Source organism: Stutzerimonas stutzeri, from assembly GCF_000952685.1.
GTDB classification, from domain to species: Bacteria; Pseudomonadota; Gammaproteobacteria; order Pseudomonadales; family Pseudomonadaceae; genus Stutzerimonas; species Stutzerimonas stutzeri_E.
This window is the reverse complement of record NZ_JYHV01000020.1, coordinates 111501-128057: the sequence shown is the minus strand read 5'-3', so window position 1 is coordinate 128057 and position 16557 is coordinate 111501. Positions and strand designations below refer to the sequence as shown.

The 16557-nt window shown below is 59.4% G+C and carries 16 protein-coding genes and 2 tRNA genes; 4 read left to right on the top strand and 14 right to left on the bottom strand.

What is annotated here, in order from left to right; genetic code table 11:
- Positions 1 to 14: 14 nt before the first annotated feature.
- From UF78_RS12410 to UF78_RS12350, 13 genes are all read right to left on the bottom strand, one after another.
- Entirely contained in the window at positions 15 to 1337 is a 1323-nt protein-coding gene (locus UF78_RS12410; RefSeq protein WP_045162517.1) for a hypothetical protein, read from the bottom strand.
- The gene (locus tag UF78_RS12405) at positions 1334 to 2650 is read right to left on the bottom strand and encodes a hypothetical protein (protein WP_045162516.1); all 1317 of its coding nucleotides are present in this window, start codon (positions 2648 to 2650) and stop codon (positions 1334 to 1336) included. The genes UF78_RS12410 and UF78_RS12405 overlap by 4 nt, the downstream gene beginning before the upstream one ends.
- Positions 2595 to 3851 carry a glycosyltransferase family 4 protein gene (locus UF78_RS12400; RefSeq protein ID WP_045162515.1) on the bottom strand — a complete coding sequence of 419 codons (1257 nt, stop codon included), beginning with the start codon at positions 3849 to 3851 and terminating at the stop codon, positions 2595 to 2597. Before UF78_RS12400 ends, UF78_RS12405 begins: the two co-directional genes overlap by 56 nt.
- Positions 3852 to 3867: 16 nt before the next feature.
- Complete coding sequence (gene rfaH / locus UF78_RS12395) at positions 3868 to 4392, bottom strand: transcription/translation regulatory transformer protein RfaH (protein WP_045162514.1); 525 nt, start codon at positions 4390 to 4392, stop codon at positions 3868 to 3870.
- Positions 4393 to 4446: 54 nt separating this feature from the next.
- Entirely contained in the window at positions 4447 to 5187 is a 741-nt protein-coding gene (locus UF78_RS12390) for a WbqC family protein (RefSeq protein WP_155397640.1), read from the bottom strand.
- Positions 5188 to 5206: 19 nt separating this feature from the next.
- Complete coding sequence (locus UF78_RS12385) at positions 5207 to 7417, bottom strand: polysaccharide biosynthesis tyrosine autokinase (RefSeq protein WP_045162512.1); 2211 nt, start codon at positions 7415 to 7417, stop codon at positions 5207 to 5209.
- Between the two features lie 56 nt (positions 7418 to 7473).
- Entirely contained in the window at positions 7474 to 8397 is a 924-nt protein-coding gene (locus tag UF78_RS12380; protein ID WP_045162576.1) for a glycosyltransferase family 2 protein, read from the bottom strand.
- A gap of 6 nt (positions 8398 to 8403) precedes the next feature.
- Positions 8404 to 9930 (bottom strand): lipopolysaccharide biosynthesis protein, encoded by a 1527-nt coding sequence (locus UF78_RS12375; RefSeq protein WP_045162511.1) that lies wholly within the window; start codon positions 9928 to 9930, stop codon positions 8404 to 8406.
- Positions 9931 to 9953: 23 nt separating this feature from the next.
- Positions 9954 to 11135, bottom strand: a complete 1182-nt coding sequence (locus UF78_RS12370) for a DegT/DnrJ/EryC1/StrS family aminotransferase (protein ID WP_045162510.1) — start codon at positions 11133 to 11135, stop codon at positions 9954 to 9956.
- A 68-nt stretch (positions 11136 to 11203) separates the two neighbouring features.
- A complete protein-coding gene (locus UF78_RS12365; protein ID WP_045162575.1) occupies positions 11204 to 11920 on the bottom strand; it encodes a hypothetical protein in 717 nt (238 codons plus the stop codon).
- An 842-nt stretch (positions 11921 to 12762) separates the two neighbouring features.
- Positions 12763 to 12839: transfer RNA gene (locus UF78_RS12360), tRNA-Met, on the bottom strand.
- A 178-nt stretch (positions 12840 to 13017) separates the two neighbouring features.
- Positions 13018 to 13094: transfer RNA gene (locus UF78_RS12355), tRNA-Met, on the bottom strand.
- 69 nt (positions 13095 to 13163) lie between these two features.
- Complete coding sequence (locus tag UF78_RS12350; RefSeq protein WP_052679325.1) at positions 13164 to 13349, bottom strand: hypothetical protein; 186 nt, start codon at positions 13347 to 13349, stop codon at positions 13164 to 13166.
- A 166-nt stretch (positions 13350 to 13515) separates the two neighbouring features.
- Here UF78_RS12350 and UF78_RS12345 point away from each other — a divergent pair, with 166 nt between their 5' ends.
- The 3 genes from UF78_RS12345 (at position 13516) to UF78_RS12335 (ending at position 15218) form a co-directional block, all read left to right on the top strand.
- The gene (locus UF78_RS12345; protein ID WP_045162509.1) at positions 13516 to 13827 is read left to right on the top strand and encodes a hypothetical protein; all 312 of its coding nucleotides are present in this window, start codon (positions 13516 to 13518) and stop codon (positions 13825 to 13827) included.
- Positions 13824 to 14159: a hypothetical protein gene (locus tag UF78_RS12340; protein WP_052679324.1), complete on the top strand. Its 336-nt coding sequence runs from the start codon at positions 13824 to 13826 to the stop codon at positions 14157 to 14159. Before UF78_RS12345 ends, UF78_RS12340 begins: the two co-directional genes overlap by 4 nt.
- Before the next feature lie 84 nt (positions 14160 to 14243).
- Entirely contained in the window at positions 14244 to 15218 is a 975-nt protein-coding gene (locus tag UF78_RS12335; RefSeq protein WP_045162508.1) for a tRNA dihydrouridine synthase, read from the top strand.
- Positions 15219 to 15239: 21 nt separating this feature from the next.
- Here the strand turns inward: UF78_RS12335 and UF78_RS12330 are convergent, their stop codons facing one another.
- Positions 15240 to 15986: an SDR family oxidoreductase gene (locus tag UF78_RS12330; protein ID WP_045162507.1), complete on the bottom strand. Its 747-nt coding sequence runs from the start codon at positions 15984 to 15986 to the stop codon at positions 15240 to 15242.
- Positions 15987 to 16101: 115 nt separating this feature from the next.
- Here UF78_RS12330 and UF78_RS12325 point away from each other — a divergent pair, with 115 nt between their 5' ends.
- Entirely contained in the window at positions 16102 to 16548 is a 447-nt protein-coding gene (locus tag UF78_RS12325) for an Hsp20 family protein (RefSeq protein ID WP_045162506.1), read from the top strand.
- The last annotated feature ends 9 nt before the right edge of the window (positions 16549 to 16557 follow it).

Below are 16557 nucleotides of genomic sequence, written 5' to 3'. Positions count from 1 at the left end.
ATCGAGATCTTCTGCTAGGGGCTGGTACGAGCCGCGGCGGACTTGCCGAGGCTGATGATTTTTGGAAACCCATTGAGCTCCACAGTGGCGGTACAGGTGCTCGCGTTGACCGGACAGGTCCACATCGTGTCGCCCAGGGTTCGGCCGTTTTCCGGGTGTGCGGTATCGATCAGTTCCAAAGGGCCGGTGACCTTGCCCGTGGATTCGATGCTGACAGCGCGGGCCTGGTCGGTGCTCCAGGCGGCCAGAAGTTGCTCGTCCGCGTTGCCGAAACGCATCAGAACGGTGTTATTCCCGGTTTTTTCGCGATGGCCAAGGAATTGGTAGTGCTGGACGATCGGGCCGACTGCCTCGAGCACCCGGTAGGCTGGCTTGAGGCTGTAGTCCTGACGGACCAAGCCGAAGTTGTGCTCTCGCTCGCGCTTGTCGGTCCCGTCGTTTCGGAAGTCGTACCACCACATGCCCCGCACGTTCGGCAGCGTCCTGACGAGCAGGAAACTGCGCGCCAGATAGGCAGCCTGCAGGTCTTCATCGATGCCGCAGGAACCCTGATAGGCCGGCCAGCTCATTTCCGTCAGGTACAGGGGCACCGGCTGACCGGCCGCACGGGACAGTTCCAGGTCGACCTCGGCAAGCCACTCGATCCAGGCTTCCGGGGTGTTCTTTCCCCGGCCGCGACAGTGGACGTACGGGTGCAACGAGAGGCCGTCGATCGATTGCATTACGCCATTTTCGATCAGGCGCAGGGCGAAACCCGACTCGATGCCCTTGGTGGTCACCGCGCCGGCCAACACCTTGGCGTCGGGATCGTGCTGGCGAATGATGCCTGCCGCATCGGCGATCAGCCGGGCATAGTCCTGAGTGAACTGAGGATCGCTCGGGTCCTCGACGTCCCACTCGTTCCAGACTTCGTAGTGCTTGACCCGCCCCCGAAACTGCTGGGCAACGAAGGCGACGTAGCGATTGAAGGCGGCGCGTACCGGTTCGCTGCGCGGCTTCTCTCCACCGCCGTGAAAACGATTGCCGTACCCCAGAATGAACAGGCTATCGAGCTCCTGCGCTTCGTTACCGGCGAGATAGCGATCCCAGTGCGGCTCCACCTTGAGCTGGTCGCGGTTACGCTCAAGAAACGCCCAATGCGCGTCGGTTCGTACCGACTCGATACCGGCGTCCCGTAACAATTGGTTGCCCTGGCTGCGGCTGTCGCGAAGATGCAGGTCATGCGAGCAGACGCCGACGATAAAGGGCTCTTCCGGCTCAACTGCCGAAGCCTGCAGTGCCAGGCCCGACACGGCTGAGACAAACACCAAACGGCACAAAAGAAGGCGGGTGCTCATGACTGGGCTTCCCAGGGTCTATGCGCATGCGGTTGCGCGGTAGCGATCGGGTGGTGTGGCCCTCGGTGCAGCACTTCCCGTGGCGTCAGGGCATGGGCGATCGCCATTCCGAGGAACAGGGTGGAGGTGGTCACCTCCAGGACGTCGGTCGCCCAGCCGATCAGGCAGGTACAGAAAACGATGCCCAGCAGGGCGTGACGGATGCGCGGGCCTCGGTCGTGCAGGCGCAGCATTAACGGAAACAGCAGCAGATATAGCAGGACGCCGAACACCCCTAGCATTCCCCAGAGATACAGCGCTGTGTTGTCGGCGATGCTCAGCAGCTCCAGCCAGGCCAGCGGAAAGGCCGCTGCGCTGCTGCCGACCGCACCGAACCCTGCGCCCCACCAGCCCCAGCCTTCGTTGGTGATCACGTCGATGAAGTTCGGCCAGCTGTTGATCAGACGGTCGTTGAAGGATGCAAGCAGACTGGCGCTGTAGGCTTCGCTCTGCGGAATGTTCAGCAACAGGCTGGCGATCGGCAACGCCATCCCCGTCAGCACCGCGATGAAAAATGCCGTAGCGCTGGGCATGCGGTAGCCGGCGAGGAACAGCATCATCAGGGTCAACAGGTAAGCCGCCGCGGTGGACTTGTTGGTGGTGAGGAAGATCGCGCCGAAGGCCAGCGGGTAAAGCAGCATTCGCAGCAGCCGCGAATGCAGGAACGCGGCCAGGTACAGGCTGTACAGCGCGATCATCACCGCCAGGTTGGTCGACATACGGGCAAAGCCGGCTAGGCGGTCGGTACTGCCAAAGGCCCAGGATTTGTTCGCGGTCAGCTCGACGTCACCCATCATGTAGCTATAGCCCTTCCATGGCACATTGGTGAACATGTCCAGCGCGATGCCGAACAGTGAGGCAACCAGGCACAGCCCGACCACCCATCCCAGCAGGGTGGCTCTGCTTTCCAGGTAGCCGCCGCAGAACAACCCGAACAGCAGCGGAATGTAGATGAACAGGCTGAAGCCGACGTTCATCAGCGCGGCCCCGTGCAGCAACGCCAACAAACCCGAGACTGCCAAGGCAAACAACACCAGCCACACCCCGGGCTTGTTTCGCGCACGCGGCAGTTCCAGCGCGACCGCCGCCAGGCACGCCAGCTTCGGCACGTAGAGCAGGGCGGAGATGCCAGCCATGTCCAGGTAATAGCGCAGCGCGCCGGCAAAGGTTTCGCTGATCAGCAGCGAGGCCGCGATCAAGGTCAGCAGGGTTGGCTTGTCAATCGCCAGCGGGCTCGACCTGGGGCGCGTGATGGTCAGCGAACTCGGGGTCATCGTGGGCTCTCCGGCCGTGTAGCGCGGTATGCAGGATCGACTGGTACTGATCGAGCATTCGCTCCATGTTCAAAAAAGGCGCGACGCTGGTACGCGCCTGCCGCGACAACCGCTGGCGCAGGCTGCTGTCCAGGTAGAGTTTGAGCATCGCCCGGCCAAGCGAGTCAGGATCGGCCGGTGTGCAGAGCAGGCCGTTGTGGTTGTCTTCGATGATTTCCCCTAGGCCGCCCATGCTCGTCGCGATGACGGGCAGGTGCTGGGCGCAAGCCTCGACCGCCACCAGGCCGAACGGCTCGGCCCATATGGACGGCACCACCAGCACATCGATGTTGCGCATGAAGGCGTTGGCATCCTGGTAGCCGACAAAACGGACCTTGGCCGGATCGGCCTTCGCCTTGAGCTGTGCCTCGTAGTCCAACTTGCCGCGCCCGGCGATTTCCAGGGTGGCGTCGATGGAAAGCTGCTGGAACTGCTCGATCAGCCAACCCACGCCCTTGTTTTCCGACAGCGTGCCGATATAGCCGAAACGCAGCAGCCCGCTGTGGCTGTGGCGCTCAGGAGGCGCACTGGCGCTCGGCACGATGCTGTTATGCACCACATGGCGGGTGGCTCGGCCGAAATAGCCTTGGGTGGTAAGTCGGTCCAGAACGAAACGGCTGACACCGATCACCGCGTCGACCTGAGCGGACGCTACGGTGTGATGCCGCCGAAAGGCCGAACAGAGCGTGCACTGCCGCTCGCAGCTGCGGCCTTTATTGAACATGGTGTCCTTGGGGCACAGCAGATAGAGGTCATGCAGCACTTGAACGATCGGCACGCCGGCGGCACTTATTTCGTCCCACGCCGAGATCGACCAGCCCGTCAGGTTGTGGCACATCACCAGGTCCGGCTGTTCGCATGCGATCACTTCGCGAACGTGCTGGCGCATGCTGCGGTTGTAACGATCCCGGTAATGCCAGCCAAGGCGACGCAACGAGCTGGGTCTGTTTTGGGTGAAATGCCAGTAAAGGTTGTGCAGGCCGGCGCGATAGATCCGTACGCCGTCTAACGTCTCCTTCTGAACGCCGGGCTCCGGTCCGGTGACCAGCACCGCCACATCATAGCCACGAACCTGCAGCCCTTCGGCCAGCTGGCGTACGACGATCTCCGCGCCTCCGCCCACATGGGGCTCATAGAGACTGTGCAGAAACAAGATCTTCATGGTTGCAGTTCCCGAATCAATCGACGCCGCAGCCAAGCGCGGCCCTGTGAGACACGCCGCAACCGCTGAGGTAGCGCGTTGGCACGCGCACTTTCTGTTCACGCTGCAACAGTTTCAGCAGGATCACCGAACGCTCCTGGCCATCGGCGCTGACGAAGATCGCCTCGAGATCGCTAAAGCTGCCGCCATGTAGTTGCACGCGCTCGCCGGGTTGGAACTGCGGCTTTTCGGCCGGCACCGCGAGGCGTTGACGCAGTTGTTCGATAAGTTCGTCCCTGACCGGCGTCGGCTCGCCTCCGAAGGACACCACCCGGGCGACGCCACGGGTCGAGCGAATGGGATACCAGTTGTCCAGTTGACGATCGAGGCGGATGAACAGGTAGCCCGGAAACAGCGCTTCTGGTGTCTTGCCGTTTCCGCTGGGCTTCTGCGGCCTGTAACACTCGAACGCCTGGCGCACCAGATGCTCTTCGGCGCGGGCCTCCTGGCGGGGTTTGGTTTGAATCAGGTACCAGTGCGGATTGCTGCCAAGTGCTGTCATGTGAAACCTGCCTTCCATAGGGGAGGTTGCCGATGTCCGTTTTGTCGAGGACGTTTATGCCTGCAGTGCCGTCTGTTGCTCGACCCCTTCGATCAGAGAAAAGCGTTTGAGCAGGGCCTGTGCATCTTTCTGGCTGTTGAACATCAACACGTCGATGATTGACAGTGAAGGCACGAACGGCTGGTTGAACTGCGGATAGCTGAGGTCGTCCATGCGCAGAAATCGCAACGACAGGCCGTGAGATCGGAAGAGGGCTGGACAGTAAAGCGCCACACCGCCGATTGGATTGATATAGAGCGCGGCACCCAGCTTCTTCGCGATGCCGATGACCCGCTCCTGCTTATCCATGCGAGCCGGCAGCCCCAGCTCGGAGCCGATACGGATCGGCGTCGTGATGTCCAGATAGGCACAGACGCAGCGGATCGAATGCTCGGTAAAACGGGCCAGATTGCGTTCCGGATGCGTCAGGATCTGGCGGATCAGCGGAACCACTTCAGCCTTGTACGGCGCGCGCGAATAGGCGAGTTCCAGTGTCCTCAGCAGTTTCTGGGCTTCGCGCGCGAAGTCATCGCACAGCCAACGCTGGTTGATCGGGTCGAACCCGCCGCCTTTGCGCAAGGGAAAGGTGATCAGCTGCGGCTGTCCGTTCACCAGTATCCGGTTACGGTTTATCCATGAACCTTTGACGTACTGGAGATCGTCACCCAACACGAAAACATCGCTGCGGGCGATCAGCTGAAAATAGCCCAGGTAGGGGAACAGGTAAGGTTGCATCATCGCGGCGGTTCCGAACACGGCGTCTCCCTCGCATGTGTCAGGCTTTTTGAGAATAGCTGTAATAACCGTAGGCGCCGGTTTCATAGGCGGTGCTCGAGGCCCTGCGCTTGACACCATTGAGAATGGCGCCTTTGAGCAATACCCCGTTCTGTGCCAGACGTCGCTTGGACGTCTCGACCTGGCTGGCTGTGCTCAGCCCGTAACGTGCGACCAGCAGACAGGTGCCGGCCAGCTGTGCGACCAGCACGGCATCGGTAACGGCCAATACCGGGGGCGTATCAATGATGACGAAGTCGTATTCCCGCTCCGCCTCTTTGAGCAACTTGGCGAAGTTGTCGTGCATCAGCAGCTCGGACGGGTTTGGAGCGGAAAAGCCGCTGGCGACGAAATGCAGGTTGGCCTGGTCGGTCTTGTTGGTCACCGCCGCGAGACGCAGTCCGCTGGCCAGCGCATCGGACAGGCCGTGGCGCGGCTCCTGACCGAACACGCCCGCGAGATAGCCGCGACGCATGTCGGCATCGATCAGCAACACTCGTTGGCCCGCCTGGGCGATAACCGACGCCAGGTTGCTGGAAACGAAAGACTTGCCCACCGAAGGTGTGGGGCTGGTGATCACCAGGGTTCGATTGCGGGCCTCGAGCATGGCGAACTTGAGGCTGGTGCGCAGGCTGCGCAGTGACTCGATGGCCAGGTCCGCCGGATCCGCTCCGCCTAGCAGCTTGCTTCGCCCATCGCGGATTTTCCTCAGGCGGTACAGGTGCTCCTGTTTCGCCGAGAAAGGCAGCGCGGCATACACCGGGATACCCAGGTGCTCGATCGTCTCGGGGCTTTCGATGCCGCGATAGAACACCTGGCGTATCAGAATCACTAGCGCTGACACAAGCAGCCCGACGAAGATGGCGATCAGCACCACCAGCGGCTTGATGGGCTTGGCCGGCTTCTCCACCACGGCGTAGGCACTGTCGATGATGCGCACATTGCCAATGGTGCCCGCGCGCAGAATGTCCTGTTCCTGAGCCTTGTCCAGCAGCAGTGTGTAGGTGCGAGTCGTGACCTGCATGTCGCGATTCAGGCGCAACAGTTCCTGCTGGGTCATCGGCAAGGTATCGATCTTGCTCATCAGCGCGTTCTTCTGCGCTTGCAGCTGAGCGATCTTGGTCATCAGCGTCTGATAGGTCGGGTGTTCCGGGGTAAAGAGCTGGTTGTACTCCGTACGCTTGAGATTGTGCTCGGAGATCTGCGACTCCAGCGCGACGATCTGGTCCAGCACACTCTTGGTCTCGATGCTGATGTCCACCGACTGGGCGCTGGTCTGATAGGCATTGAGGGCGGCTTCGGCCTTTTCCAATTCCTTGCGGACCAGCGGTACCTGCGAACGCAGAAACTCCAGGCGCTGCGCGGCTTCGGCGGAGCTGCGTTCGATGTTCTGGCGCACATAGAGCCGACTGATCTGATCGAGCACATGGTTGGCCTTGTCCGCGTCCGGGTCTTCCAGAGTGAGGTAGATGATTCCCGAGTCCTTGCCGGCTTCACCCACCTTCAACCGCTTCTGGTAGTCCAGCGCCGTGGTCTGCGGGCGGCTACGCACCACAAAGAACTCTGTCCCCGGGCGGGCCTTGAGTTCGGCGATCTGGACGCGGAAACCCTCGTGCCGCACGGCTTGGTTGATTTTGCCATTCAGCAGCAGTTGGTCGTCCTCGTCGTACAGGCTGAATGCACCTGCACTGCCGGCACGCAGCGTCAACTTTTCCCCCAGATAGGCTTCGGGTACGTCCAGCTGAAACACCACCAGCTTCTCTCCGCCCCAGGCGTAACTGTCCATGCCCAGCAGTGGCGTGGCGAGCTCGCCGTCCTTTTCTGGATCGTGCAGACGCGCCATGTAGCTGCCGAGGATCGGGAAATATTTGGGGCGGGCAGTGATGTAGAGCTTAAGAGCGTTAACCGTGCGTCCAAGGACCGAGCGCGACTTGATAAGCTCGATTTCAGTCACCGCCTGGGAAACCGAGTTGGGCCTGGGAATGGCTTCCGGAATGCCCGTTATCCCGGCCTTCTTCGGTTCGATCTGGATCATCGCGCTCGCCCGGTAAACGGGCGTGGCGACGATCGCATAGGCCACGCCAAGCAGGGCGAAGAGGGCGGTAATGGTGAAAATCAGTGCTTTGTGATCGAACGCCACGCGCAGGATGCGCGCCAGGTCGATGCGATTGTCTCCCTCGTATTCCAGCGAAGAGCGGGCCATGACAGTCATTGCGGATCCTTCCTTGAGTGTTGCGCTATCAGTGCGACAGAAGCCAGCCATGCCGGTCAGGCACCGGGCGTCAGTCTGCGTAACAGATTGATGCTGATGTTCTGGAATATCTGGCCCAGCGCCTGAAGCTTGCTGAGCGGCGATATCGATGCCAGTGCCTGGGAGAAGACCTGGATCATGAAATATTCGTAGAGCGACTGATCGCCGATCCGTTGGTAATAGCGGGCGAGGCTGTAATAGGCGTGCATGGACATCTGGATGCGTTGCTTGCTGCTGCGCATGGAGAAGATCCCGCCCTCATGCACGCGGTAGCCGGCGGGCTTGATTTCAGCGATGAACTTGCCCTTGCCATAGGCACCGAGCAGGGACCACCAGCAGATGTCCAGCACCTCGACACCGCGCAGCTCCGGCGGCAGTTCCTGCAGCAGATTGCGAAAGCATGCCGTCAGGGTGGAAACCGGTCGCGCCTGCATCAGCTGGCGAGCGGTGGCATCCCGGCGGAACTTGCCCTGCATGTGGGGACTGCGGACCACCCCCTGGGCGTTGAACATGAAGGCATCGTGGTACGTCATCACGTAGTCGCGATGCCGTTCGAGAAAGTCGACCTGGATCTGCAGTTTGCGCGGATCGGTCCAGTAGTCGTCCCCTTCGCAATAGGCGATATACCTGCCGTGCGCCTGCGCGAACAGCTGAGTGCTGACGGTAACCCCCTGGCGGTACTGGTTTTCTAGCTGATAGATCGGTTTGATCAGGCTCGGGTAGCGCGCGGCGTATTCACGGATGATCGCGGCGGTGGCGTCGGTCGAGGCGTCGTCATGGACGATCACTTCGAAGGGAAAATCCGTCTCCTGCAGGAGGAAGCCGTCCAGCGTTTCCCGTATGAACGGTGCATGGTTGTAGGCCAAGCAGACGATGCTCACCAGGGGGGCGAACCTATTACCCCAGGCGGCCATGAGCTCTTGTTCACGCTTTGGTTGAATATCCATTCAGACACTCGACTTTGTCATCAGTACGTAAAGCCGCAACACGACGGGCTTGGAGGTGAAAGCGACTAGCGTCAGGCAGATAAGACCGCTGACGGCCAATCCCAGGAAGATGTCGAAGCGGTTCTCGCTGGCTATCGCCGCGAACACGGGTTCGCCGATCACGAGACCCAGGCCGGTCATGGCGGTGATGCGTAGCAAATCCTGTAACCATTGGCGGTGCACGCCGGCGGCAAAGCGCTTGTGCACCATTGGCGGCCAGATCAGGAAGGTCAGCATGCGCAGCCCGAACCAGGCCAGCGCTGCGCCATACACGCCATGCTCGAGCGCGGCATACACCACCAGCGGAATGCTGAGCGTAGCGCTGATCAGGCTGAACCAGACGTGGAGGCGTAGCTGTCCGTGAGCGTATTGCAGATAGAACTGAAATGCGGTGACCGCCATGATCGCGCTGCCGAGTACGTACCAGGGCAGCACCAGACGGCTCCATTGCGCCGCCTCCTCATCGCCGGTCCAGGCGAAGATCAGCTCAGCGGAGTGGAAGGCGATGACGCCCGCTAACGGAAACAGGAAGCTGCAGACGAACCGGGTGGCATTCAGGTAGAGCGCCTGCATGTCGGCGATCCGACCTTCGGCGACGAGCATCGTCATGCGCGGCAGCAACGTCTGTACCAACGGGTTGGTGAGCGTCATGATTCCGGTCGACATGAGCGCCACCAGCGAGAAATAACCGTACTCCTTGAGCAGCAGCACGTTGGAAAGCAGCACCTTGTCCAGCTGCGTCAGAATGATCCATAGCACCGAAGTGAGCGACATGCCGGCGGCGAAGGGCAGCACCGGCTTGACCACAGCCCAGTCGAAGCCGGTCAGCAATCTGGGGTTGGGCATCAAGGTATAAGCCTTGGCCGCGAACAACAGCGTCTCGATCAGCGCGACCGCCGTCTGGAAGAGAAAGAAGTCCAGAGGGTCCTGGCTGATGCTGGCCACCAGAAACAGGCCGCCAAAGTAGCGCAAGGTGGCGATCAGGATATTCGCGCCGTTCAGCCATGCATGCAGTTCGAGCCCCTGCAAGCCACTTTTATAAAGGGTGGCGTACAGCTTCAGCCCGATCATCAGCCCCATCAGGCTGATGCAATGGACAATGGTGGCCGTGCTCAACTCCTGCGCTTGCAGCCATTGATGAGCGATCCAGCCGCTCGAAAAATGGATGGCCAATACCGTCAGCGATGCCAGCGGCAGGAAAATGATTTCGAACGAGCGCAGCAGCCGCCCCGGTTCGTAGCGCTGTGCCGCAGTGTTCTGCCTTCCGCGAAAATGGGCGATCTGACGCACCAGCGACGGTGACATACCCGCGTCCAGCAGCTGCAGCCAGGCTTGTAGCACCGCGAAGAAACCGATCAGGCCGTAGGCCTCCGCGCCCAGATGTCCGAGATAGAAAGGCAGAATGAGAATGCCGATGAGCAGAGCATATGCCTGCCCGGCGTAGCTCAAGCCGGTGTTGCGGATCATCGATAGCTTTCGATCGGACATGTAATCGGGCCGCCGAGAATGAATCAGTAGATGTTCTTGAGCTCGGAATCAGGCAAGCCGAAACGCTGCTCCATCAACCCAGTTGCGTTGACTTGTGGCCATAGACGCTCGGTTTGCCGCTGATCACGCCCCGTTGCGTCGCGTAGCAACGTCTGGACCACGGTGTTCTGGATATGCCGCGGCAAGCCGGGATAAATCGGCAGGCATAGCACTCGGCGACTTAAGGATCTCGACTGGATCTGCGGCGGTTGCGGTTGCAGATAGCCGAGAGTGTCCAGAGAGGGATAGAAATAGCGCCTGGGGTTGATGCCCTTGGCGTTCAGCGCCACGCGACAACGTAGCAGCTGGTCTTCGTTGGCCAGTGCAATCGGGAAATAGCTATGGTTGCGTAGGGAGTGTGGTTGCTGTTGCTGAAGATCGAAGTGGTCACTCAGGCGTTCTTCATAGAACCTGGCGATCTCTTCCCGTTGCTCGAGAATCATCGCCATGTCGTCGAGGATGCACAGGCCCATGGCGGCGGCAAATTCGTTGAGCTTGGCGTTGATGCCGATGCCGTCGATGATGTCGGTGTCGACAATGCCGAAATTGCACAACAAACGAATCTTGGCGGCCAATGCATCGTCATTGGTGACGATGGCCCCGCCTTCGATGGTGTGGAAAAGCTTGGTTGCATGAAAACTGAGCGTGCTGATATCACCCCAATTGAATACCGAGCGCTCCTTGTAGCGCACACTGAACGCGTGGGCGCCGTCATAGATCACCTTGAGGCGATGCCGTTCGGCGATCTGCGCGATGCCTTCCACATCACAGGGGTTGCCGAACACGTGCGTGGCGACGATCGCGCAGGTGTCGCGGTCGATCCTCGCTTCTATCGCCTGTGGATCCATGTTCCAGGTGGTCCTGTCGATGTCGGCGAATATCGGTCGGATACCTTCCCACTGCAGCGAACTGGTGGTGGCGACGAAGCTGAATGGGGTCGTGATGGCGCTGCCTGAGAGGTTCAATGCCCGATAGGCGATCTGCAGCGCCAGGGTGCCGTTGTTCGTGAGGATGATGTTTCGGACACCCAGATAGTCCCGCAGGCGATCTTCCAGCTCGGTGAGCAGCGGCCCGTGGTTGGTCAGCCAGCCGGACGCATAAATGCTGTCCACATAGCCGAGAAACTTGGCTTTGTTACCCAGATACGATTTGGTGACATGGATCATCGTGATGTCCTTATCGGTCGTCACATCGAGATCAGGAAGCGATAACTAACGGCGTCGGCCTGCTTCGGTCATGCGATTGGTTGTGTACCGAGGGCGGTTGCGCGCCGGGCGCGGCGTTGGTTCAGCTTGAGAATCAGGCGGGTCGTAAAGCTGCCAGCATGAGGGTCGCCATAGTGCAAGATGGCGGTTGCTCGGCGACTGGCAGGGTCGCAGGGCTCGTTTGCATGCAGCGTGCGGTAGCCCCAGAACAGATACAGATTGCCGGGAACCAGCTGCAGCCGTTCCGGCTTCAGTAGATGGTGGCGGATTGCCTTGGTTATCAGCTTTCGAGTCACTGCATTCTGCAACAGTGCTTTCTCAAACACGTTGAACAGCACATTCGAGCGCACGCCTCGAAGATTGGGAAAAATAATCAGATCACCGCGATCGACGCCGTTCTGAGGAATCTCGATGGGCAACAGTACCGTCACAAGACTTGCATCGTAATGAAAGCAATTGGATTCACGACGACCTGAATTTCCCTGCACACAGCGCAGCACTTTGAGAATCTCGTCGCTGTAGGCAGCTTTTCCAATGCCTGTCTGGTAGAGGCTCGCCAGTAGCTCCCGAAACTCCGGCGCAGCGCCTAGCTCGCCTATTAGAGAACTTTCTATCGCAGCTCCACCATGATGAGCGAAGTATTTACCATTATGTTTTTCGGCATCGATCCTGACATGTTGCTGTAACGACGATAGTTGTTCTGGTGTGAGGAAGTTTGCAATGCAGGAGCTCCCTTTCAAGTTCATTTCCTTGGCAATTAATTGTTTCGCTTCGATGTCGAGGCTGCGGAACTGGATATTCACAATGAACTCCGAATTGAAATACGGATGAGTCTAGGGGGATTGCCAGGAAGGAGCTTGTTAGATACCCAGGACGGAATGAAAACGTGTGCGGAAATAGCGAACGGTTAATAATCAATGCAATGGCGGGTTAAACGAATGATCTATAGAAAGCTGCCCAGTAAATTCTTTTTTTCATTGGGCAAAGCTACCGCCACTGCCGGGTTACGCCGTCATTCAAATTACTTCCTGAACGGTACCCTAACCCAGTGCTCGCCAGATACGGCGCGGGCTTTAGACAAAGCTACCGCACTCGGCTGGGATTCGAGAGAAGCTTTAAGGTACCGAATACTGTTAGCGCAGAACAGCGAATAAGCTGTAACGGGGATGCCATCCCTGCGCACTTCTTGGCTGCAATACCTGGTTTTTTTCTGGTTTGCGGCTCGGGAAACGTCCTGTCTCGTTTGTGTGATCTAGTTATCATTCAGAACCTGGCGTCAGTCAAGACAGAAACTTTATTTTTTTATGGATTAGCTGACCGCCTGTCGTAATCCATTGATAACAAATGACATGACAGTCGCGCTGGTAATCGCTAAATAAAAGTTTTTAAAGTCATACATCTTTGGGACTAAGCCGAACGATCTATGAATGTTTAGTTGGAATGTTGGCACAATTCGAGAGGCTGCCTAAGCGGCTTTTAACGAGCGGAGTGGCACGACTAGGCGGGCAGAGGCGGGGGTAAGAGCTAAGCAGCGCGTCTGGCAGACAGAAACGAAAAAGGCCACTCGCAAGAGTGGCCTTTTCGTATTTGGTTGCGGGAGCCGGATTTGAACCGACGACCTTCGGGTTATGAGCCCGACGAGCTACCAGACTGCTCCATCCCGCGTCTGTGAGGCGGCATTCTACAGGCTAAGGTGCCTCTGTCAACCTCAAGCTGAAAAGAAAGCTTTTTTATTCAGTTGCTTAGCTGTTTCGCTGGCATGACGGCTGCTTATCGCGCTGCGTTGCTCGGGACCTGCCTAAACGAAAAAAGGCCACTCGCAAGAGTGGCCTTTTTCGTATTTTGGTTGCGGGAGCCGGATTTGAACCGACGACCTTCGGGTTATGAGCCCGACGAGCTACCAGACTGCTCCATCCCGCGTCTGTGGAGCGGCATTCTACAGCTTTCAGTGGTGCTGTCACGGCTTAATTGGGCGAAAGCGTATTTTCTTCAAGCATTTAGCGAAACGTTGATGCCGGACTTCGCAGTCACGGCGCGAATTCGCCGCTCTTGTGACGCGTCGTGGCTGGGCCGGTGATGGTAGCGAGCGATTCGCAACATCCCCCAGAGCATGGCCAGTGCGGCGGCACTCCAGCCGACGACCATCAAAAGGATTACCAGTGCGGGTGCGATCATTGTTGGATTCCTTTCTAACCCGAGATCTACGGCTCTCGATAGGTCGGACCCCAGGTTCGGCTCAACGGTTCCGCTTGCCATTGGTCGGTGACGCTGACCGATAGCGCACGGCTGGTCTTTTGGATTGCCTAAAAAGAGTGTCGCGACTCAGTAGAAGGAGGGAGGTATGCGGACCTACTTGCTAATCGCGTTTGGATCCGTGGCCGGGCTCGCTGCAATGACAGGCGTTGCCGCTGCGCAGGTTGACCCAGCTGCAATCGAGCTGGCACAGAACACCGGCGCTGCTGATCGCAGCTTGGGTAACGGTTCCATGGGGCTGGGTGAGGGCATCGAGCGATTACCCGAACGTCGCGAAGCCGGGCGCGACGAACGTGAAGGCCCACCAAGCAAGGCCCACGGCGAATCAGGTCACGGCGACAACGATATCGATATGGAGCATCACCCTCGCCGGACCTTGGGCGATCAGGATGACGATTGATCGAACCGACGAAAGTGGAGAAGAGCATGCTGAATAAAGTTCTGTTGATGAGTGCTGGTTTGATGGTCGTCTCTGGCATCGCGCTGGCCGACGCGGATGGCGACCTGTCCAATCCGTCCACCACGGGGACCGATGCGATGGAGCAGCCATCGTCCGAGATCCGGGATCCTGCACAGAACCAGCGGGACGGTATGGTCGACCGTGACGGAGAGATGGACAGTGACTCCGAATTAGGCACGATGGGCACCGGGGCCACGGGCACAACTGGTGGTATGGGGGCAACGACAGGAACCGATACCATCGAAGACCGCGACGACGAAACGGACCCATAGGACGCCAGGCGGCGTCAGCCGGACCGTTCCTAAGTGCCCGCCGGCTCCGTACAATGCGGTGCTTTTCAGAGCGGACCGTTTTTGATGCAAATTGCTTTGGCGCCGATGGAAGGCCTGGTCGATGAAATCCTGCGCGATGTGCTGACCGGCATCGGCGGCGTCGACTGGTGCGTGACCGAATTCATTCGAGTGTCCGATCGTCTGCTACCTCCATCCAGTTTTCGCAAGCTTGCACCTGAGCTCGACAACGATGCGAAAACCCGTACCGGCACACCGCTGCGAGTGCAATTGCTGGGCTCCGATCCGCTTTGCCTGGCCGACAATGCCGCATTCGCCTGTACCCTCGGCGCGCCTGCCATCGACCTCAACTTCGGCTGTCCGGCCAAGACCGTGAACAAGTCTCGTGGCGGTGCCGTGCTGCTCAAGGAACCCGAATTGCTACATGCGATTCTGTCTGAGGTGCGCAAAGCGGTTCCGGCACATATTCCAGTCACTGCAAAGATGCGTTTGGGTTTCGATAGCCCGGATGGCGCGCTCGATTGCGCCCGGGCACTGGTCGACGGCGGCGCAGAGCAACTGGTGGTGCATGCGAGGACCAAGGTCGACGGCTATAAGCCGCCGGCGCATTGGGAATGGGTGGCCAGGGTTCGGGATGTGGTCGCGGTGCCAGTGTTTGCCAACGGCGATATCTGGTCGTTGGAGGATTGGCGCCGCTGTCGCGAAGTCAGCGGCGTCGAGGACATCATGTTGGGCCGCGGGCTGGTCTGTCGGCCGGATCTGGCGCGTCAGATCAGCGCGGCGAAGCGGGGTGTGACGGTCGAGCCGATGAGCTGGGATGACGTTCAGCCGCTGCTCGCTGACTTCTGGATGCAGGCACGGCGCAAGATCTCTCCACGCTACGCACCGGGTCGGCTCAAACAGTGGTTGTCCATGCTCACCCGCAGCTATCCACAAGCGGTTTCGCTGTTCGCCCAGCTGCGGCGCGAGAACGATTGCGAGCGACTCGACGCCCTGTTGGGGCTCGACAGCTCCGCGCCGGGTTTCGAAGTAGCCGTCTGAACTGGGCTTCCGGCGGTGGGGCTAGCGCCCACCGCTGATGTCCAGCAGCGCACCGCTGGCGTAGCTGGCCTTTTCGCTGGCGAGCCAGAGTATCGCTTCGGCCACCTCTTCAGCCTCGCCACCACGGCCCATGGGCACGCTGGACCGGACCCGCTCGACGCGTCCCGGCTCGCCACCGCTGGCGTGAATGTCGGTGTTGATCACGCCTGGTCGCACGGCGTTGACTCGAATGCCTTCGGCGGCCACCTCCTTGGCCAGACCAAGGGTCATGCTGTCGATTGCGCCCTTGGCTGCCGCATAATCAATGTATTCGTTTGGCGCGCCGAGCTTCGCTGCGATCGACGAGACATTGATGATGGCGCCGCCGTTGCCACCGTAGCGGGTGGACATGCGTTTCACAGCCTCACGCGCACAGAGAAAACTACCGGTCACATTGACCGAGAACACACGCATCAGTCGCGCCGCATCCATTTCATCCAGGCGCATCTGGCGCTCTAGCATGCCGGCGTTGTTGACCAGTACGTCGAGCCTGCCGAACTCATCATCGATTGCGGCGAACAGGTTCGCGATCTGCGCCTCGTCAGCCACGTCGGCGGCGATCGCGATGGCTCGCGTGCCGTTACGTTGAAGCTCTTCGAGTAGTTGCTGTGCGGCGTCCTGGCGGCGGTGGAAATTCAGACACAGCGAGTAACCTTCGCTCGCTGCAAGCCTGGCAGTAGCGGCACCTATCCCTCGGCTGGCACCCGTGATCAACATGACTTTGGACATTTAAAACTCCGACGAACGGTCTTGAAAAACAACGGGCGGTTCCTATCTAGGGCATTACAGGATGCCGAATTCGGGTCCTGTAGTAACCACTCGCTGAATATCAGGAGATAGCAAAATGACTAGTTTTTCGATGGCTCCATTGTTCCGCCAATCCATTGGCTTCGATCGTTTCAACGATCTGTTCGAGTCCGCATTGCGTAACGACGCTAGCAGCTCGTTTCCACCTTACAACGTGGAAAAGCACGGCGATGATCAGTACCGCATCATCGTAGCAGCCGCCGGATTCCAAGAATCCGATCTGGACCTGCAGGTTGAGCGTGGCGTGCTGACCATCAGTGGCGGCAAGCGCGAAAACGGAGGTGACAATGTTACCTACCTGCACCAGGGCATTGCTCAGCGCGCGTTCAAGCTCTCGTTCCGCCTCGCCGACCATATAGAGGTCAAGGGCGCCGCGCTCAACAACGGGCTGTTGAGCATCGAGCTCGAACGCGTCGTACCGGAAGAGGCCAAACCCAAGCGCATCCCGATCAACGGCGAACGCCTGGCGCTGGAAGAGGCCTGACCGCGAAAG

Excerpts from the sequence above, each read along its gene's own strand:
- UF78_RS12410 (WP_045162517.1), bottom strand. The coding sequence starts at position 1,337 with ATGAGCACCCGCCTTCTTTTGTGCCGTTTGGTGTTTGTCTCAGCCGTG.
- UF78_RS12405 (WP_045162516.1), bottom strand. The coding sequence starts at position 2,650 with ATGACCCCGAGTTCGCTGACCATCACGCGCCCCAGGTCGAGCCCGCTG.
- UF78_RS12400 (WP_045162515.1), bottom strand. The coding sequence starts at position 3,851 with ATGAAGATCTTGTTTCTGCACAGTCTCTATGAGCCCCATGTGGGCGGA.
- rfaH (WP_045162514.1), bottom strand. The coding sequence starts at position 4,392 with ATGACAGCACTTGGCAGCAATCCGCACTGGTACCTGATTCAAACCAAA.
- UF78_RS12385 (WP_045162512.1), bottom strand. The coding sequence starts at position 7,417 with ATGACTGTCATGGCCCGCTCTTCGCTGGAATACGAGGGAGACAATCGC.
- UF78_RS12375 (WP_045162511.1), bottom strand. The coding sequence starts at position 9,930 with ATGTCCGATCGAAAGCTATCGATGATCCGCAACACCGGCTTGAGCTAC.
- UF78_RS12370 (WP_045162510.1), bottom strand. The coding sequence starts at position 11,135 with ATGATCCATGTCACCAAATCGTATCTGGGTAACAAAGCCAAGTTTCTC.
- UF78_RS12365 (WP_045162575.1), bottom strand. The coding sequence starts at position 11,920 with ATGAACTTGAAAGGGAGCTCCTGCATTGCAAACTTCCTCACACCAGAA.
- UF78_RS12350 (WP_052679325.1), bottom strand. The coding sequence starts at position 13,349 with ATGATCGCACCCGCACTGGTAATCCTTTTGATGGTCGTCGGCTGGAGT.
- UF78_RS12345 (WP_045162509.1), top strand. The coding sequence starts at position 13,516 with ATGCGGACCTACTTGCTAATCGCGTTTGGATCCGTGGCCGGGCTCGCT.
- UF78_RS12335 (WP_045162508.1), top strand. The coding sequence starts at position 14,244 with ATGCAAATTGCTTTGGCGCCGATGGAAGGCCTGGTCGATGAAATCCTG.
- UF78_RS12330 (WP_045162507.1), bottom strand. The coding sequence starts at position 15,986 with ATGTCCAAAGTCATGTTGATCACGGGTGCCAGCCGAGGGATAGGTGCC.
- UF78_RS12325 (WP_045162506.1), top strand. The coding sequence starts at position 16,102 with ATGACTAGTTTTTCGATGGCTCCATTGTTCCGCCAATCCATTGGCTTC.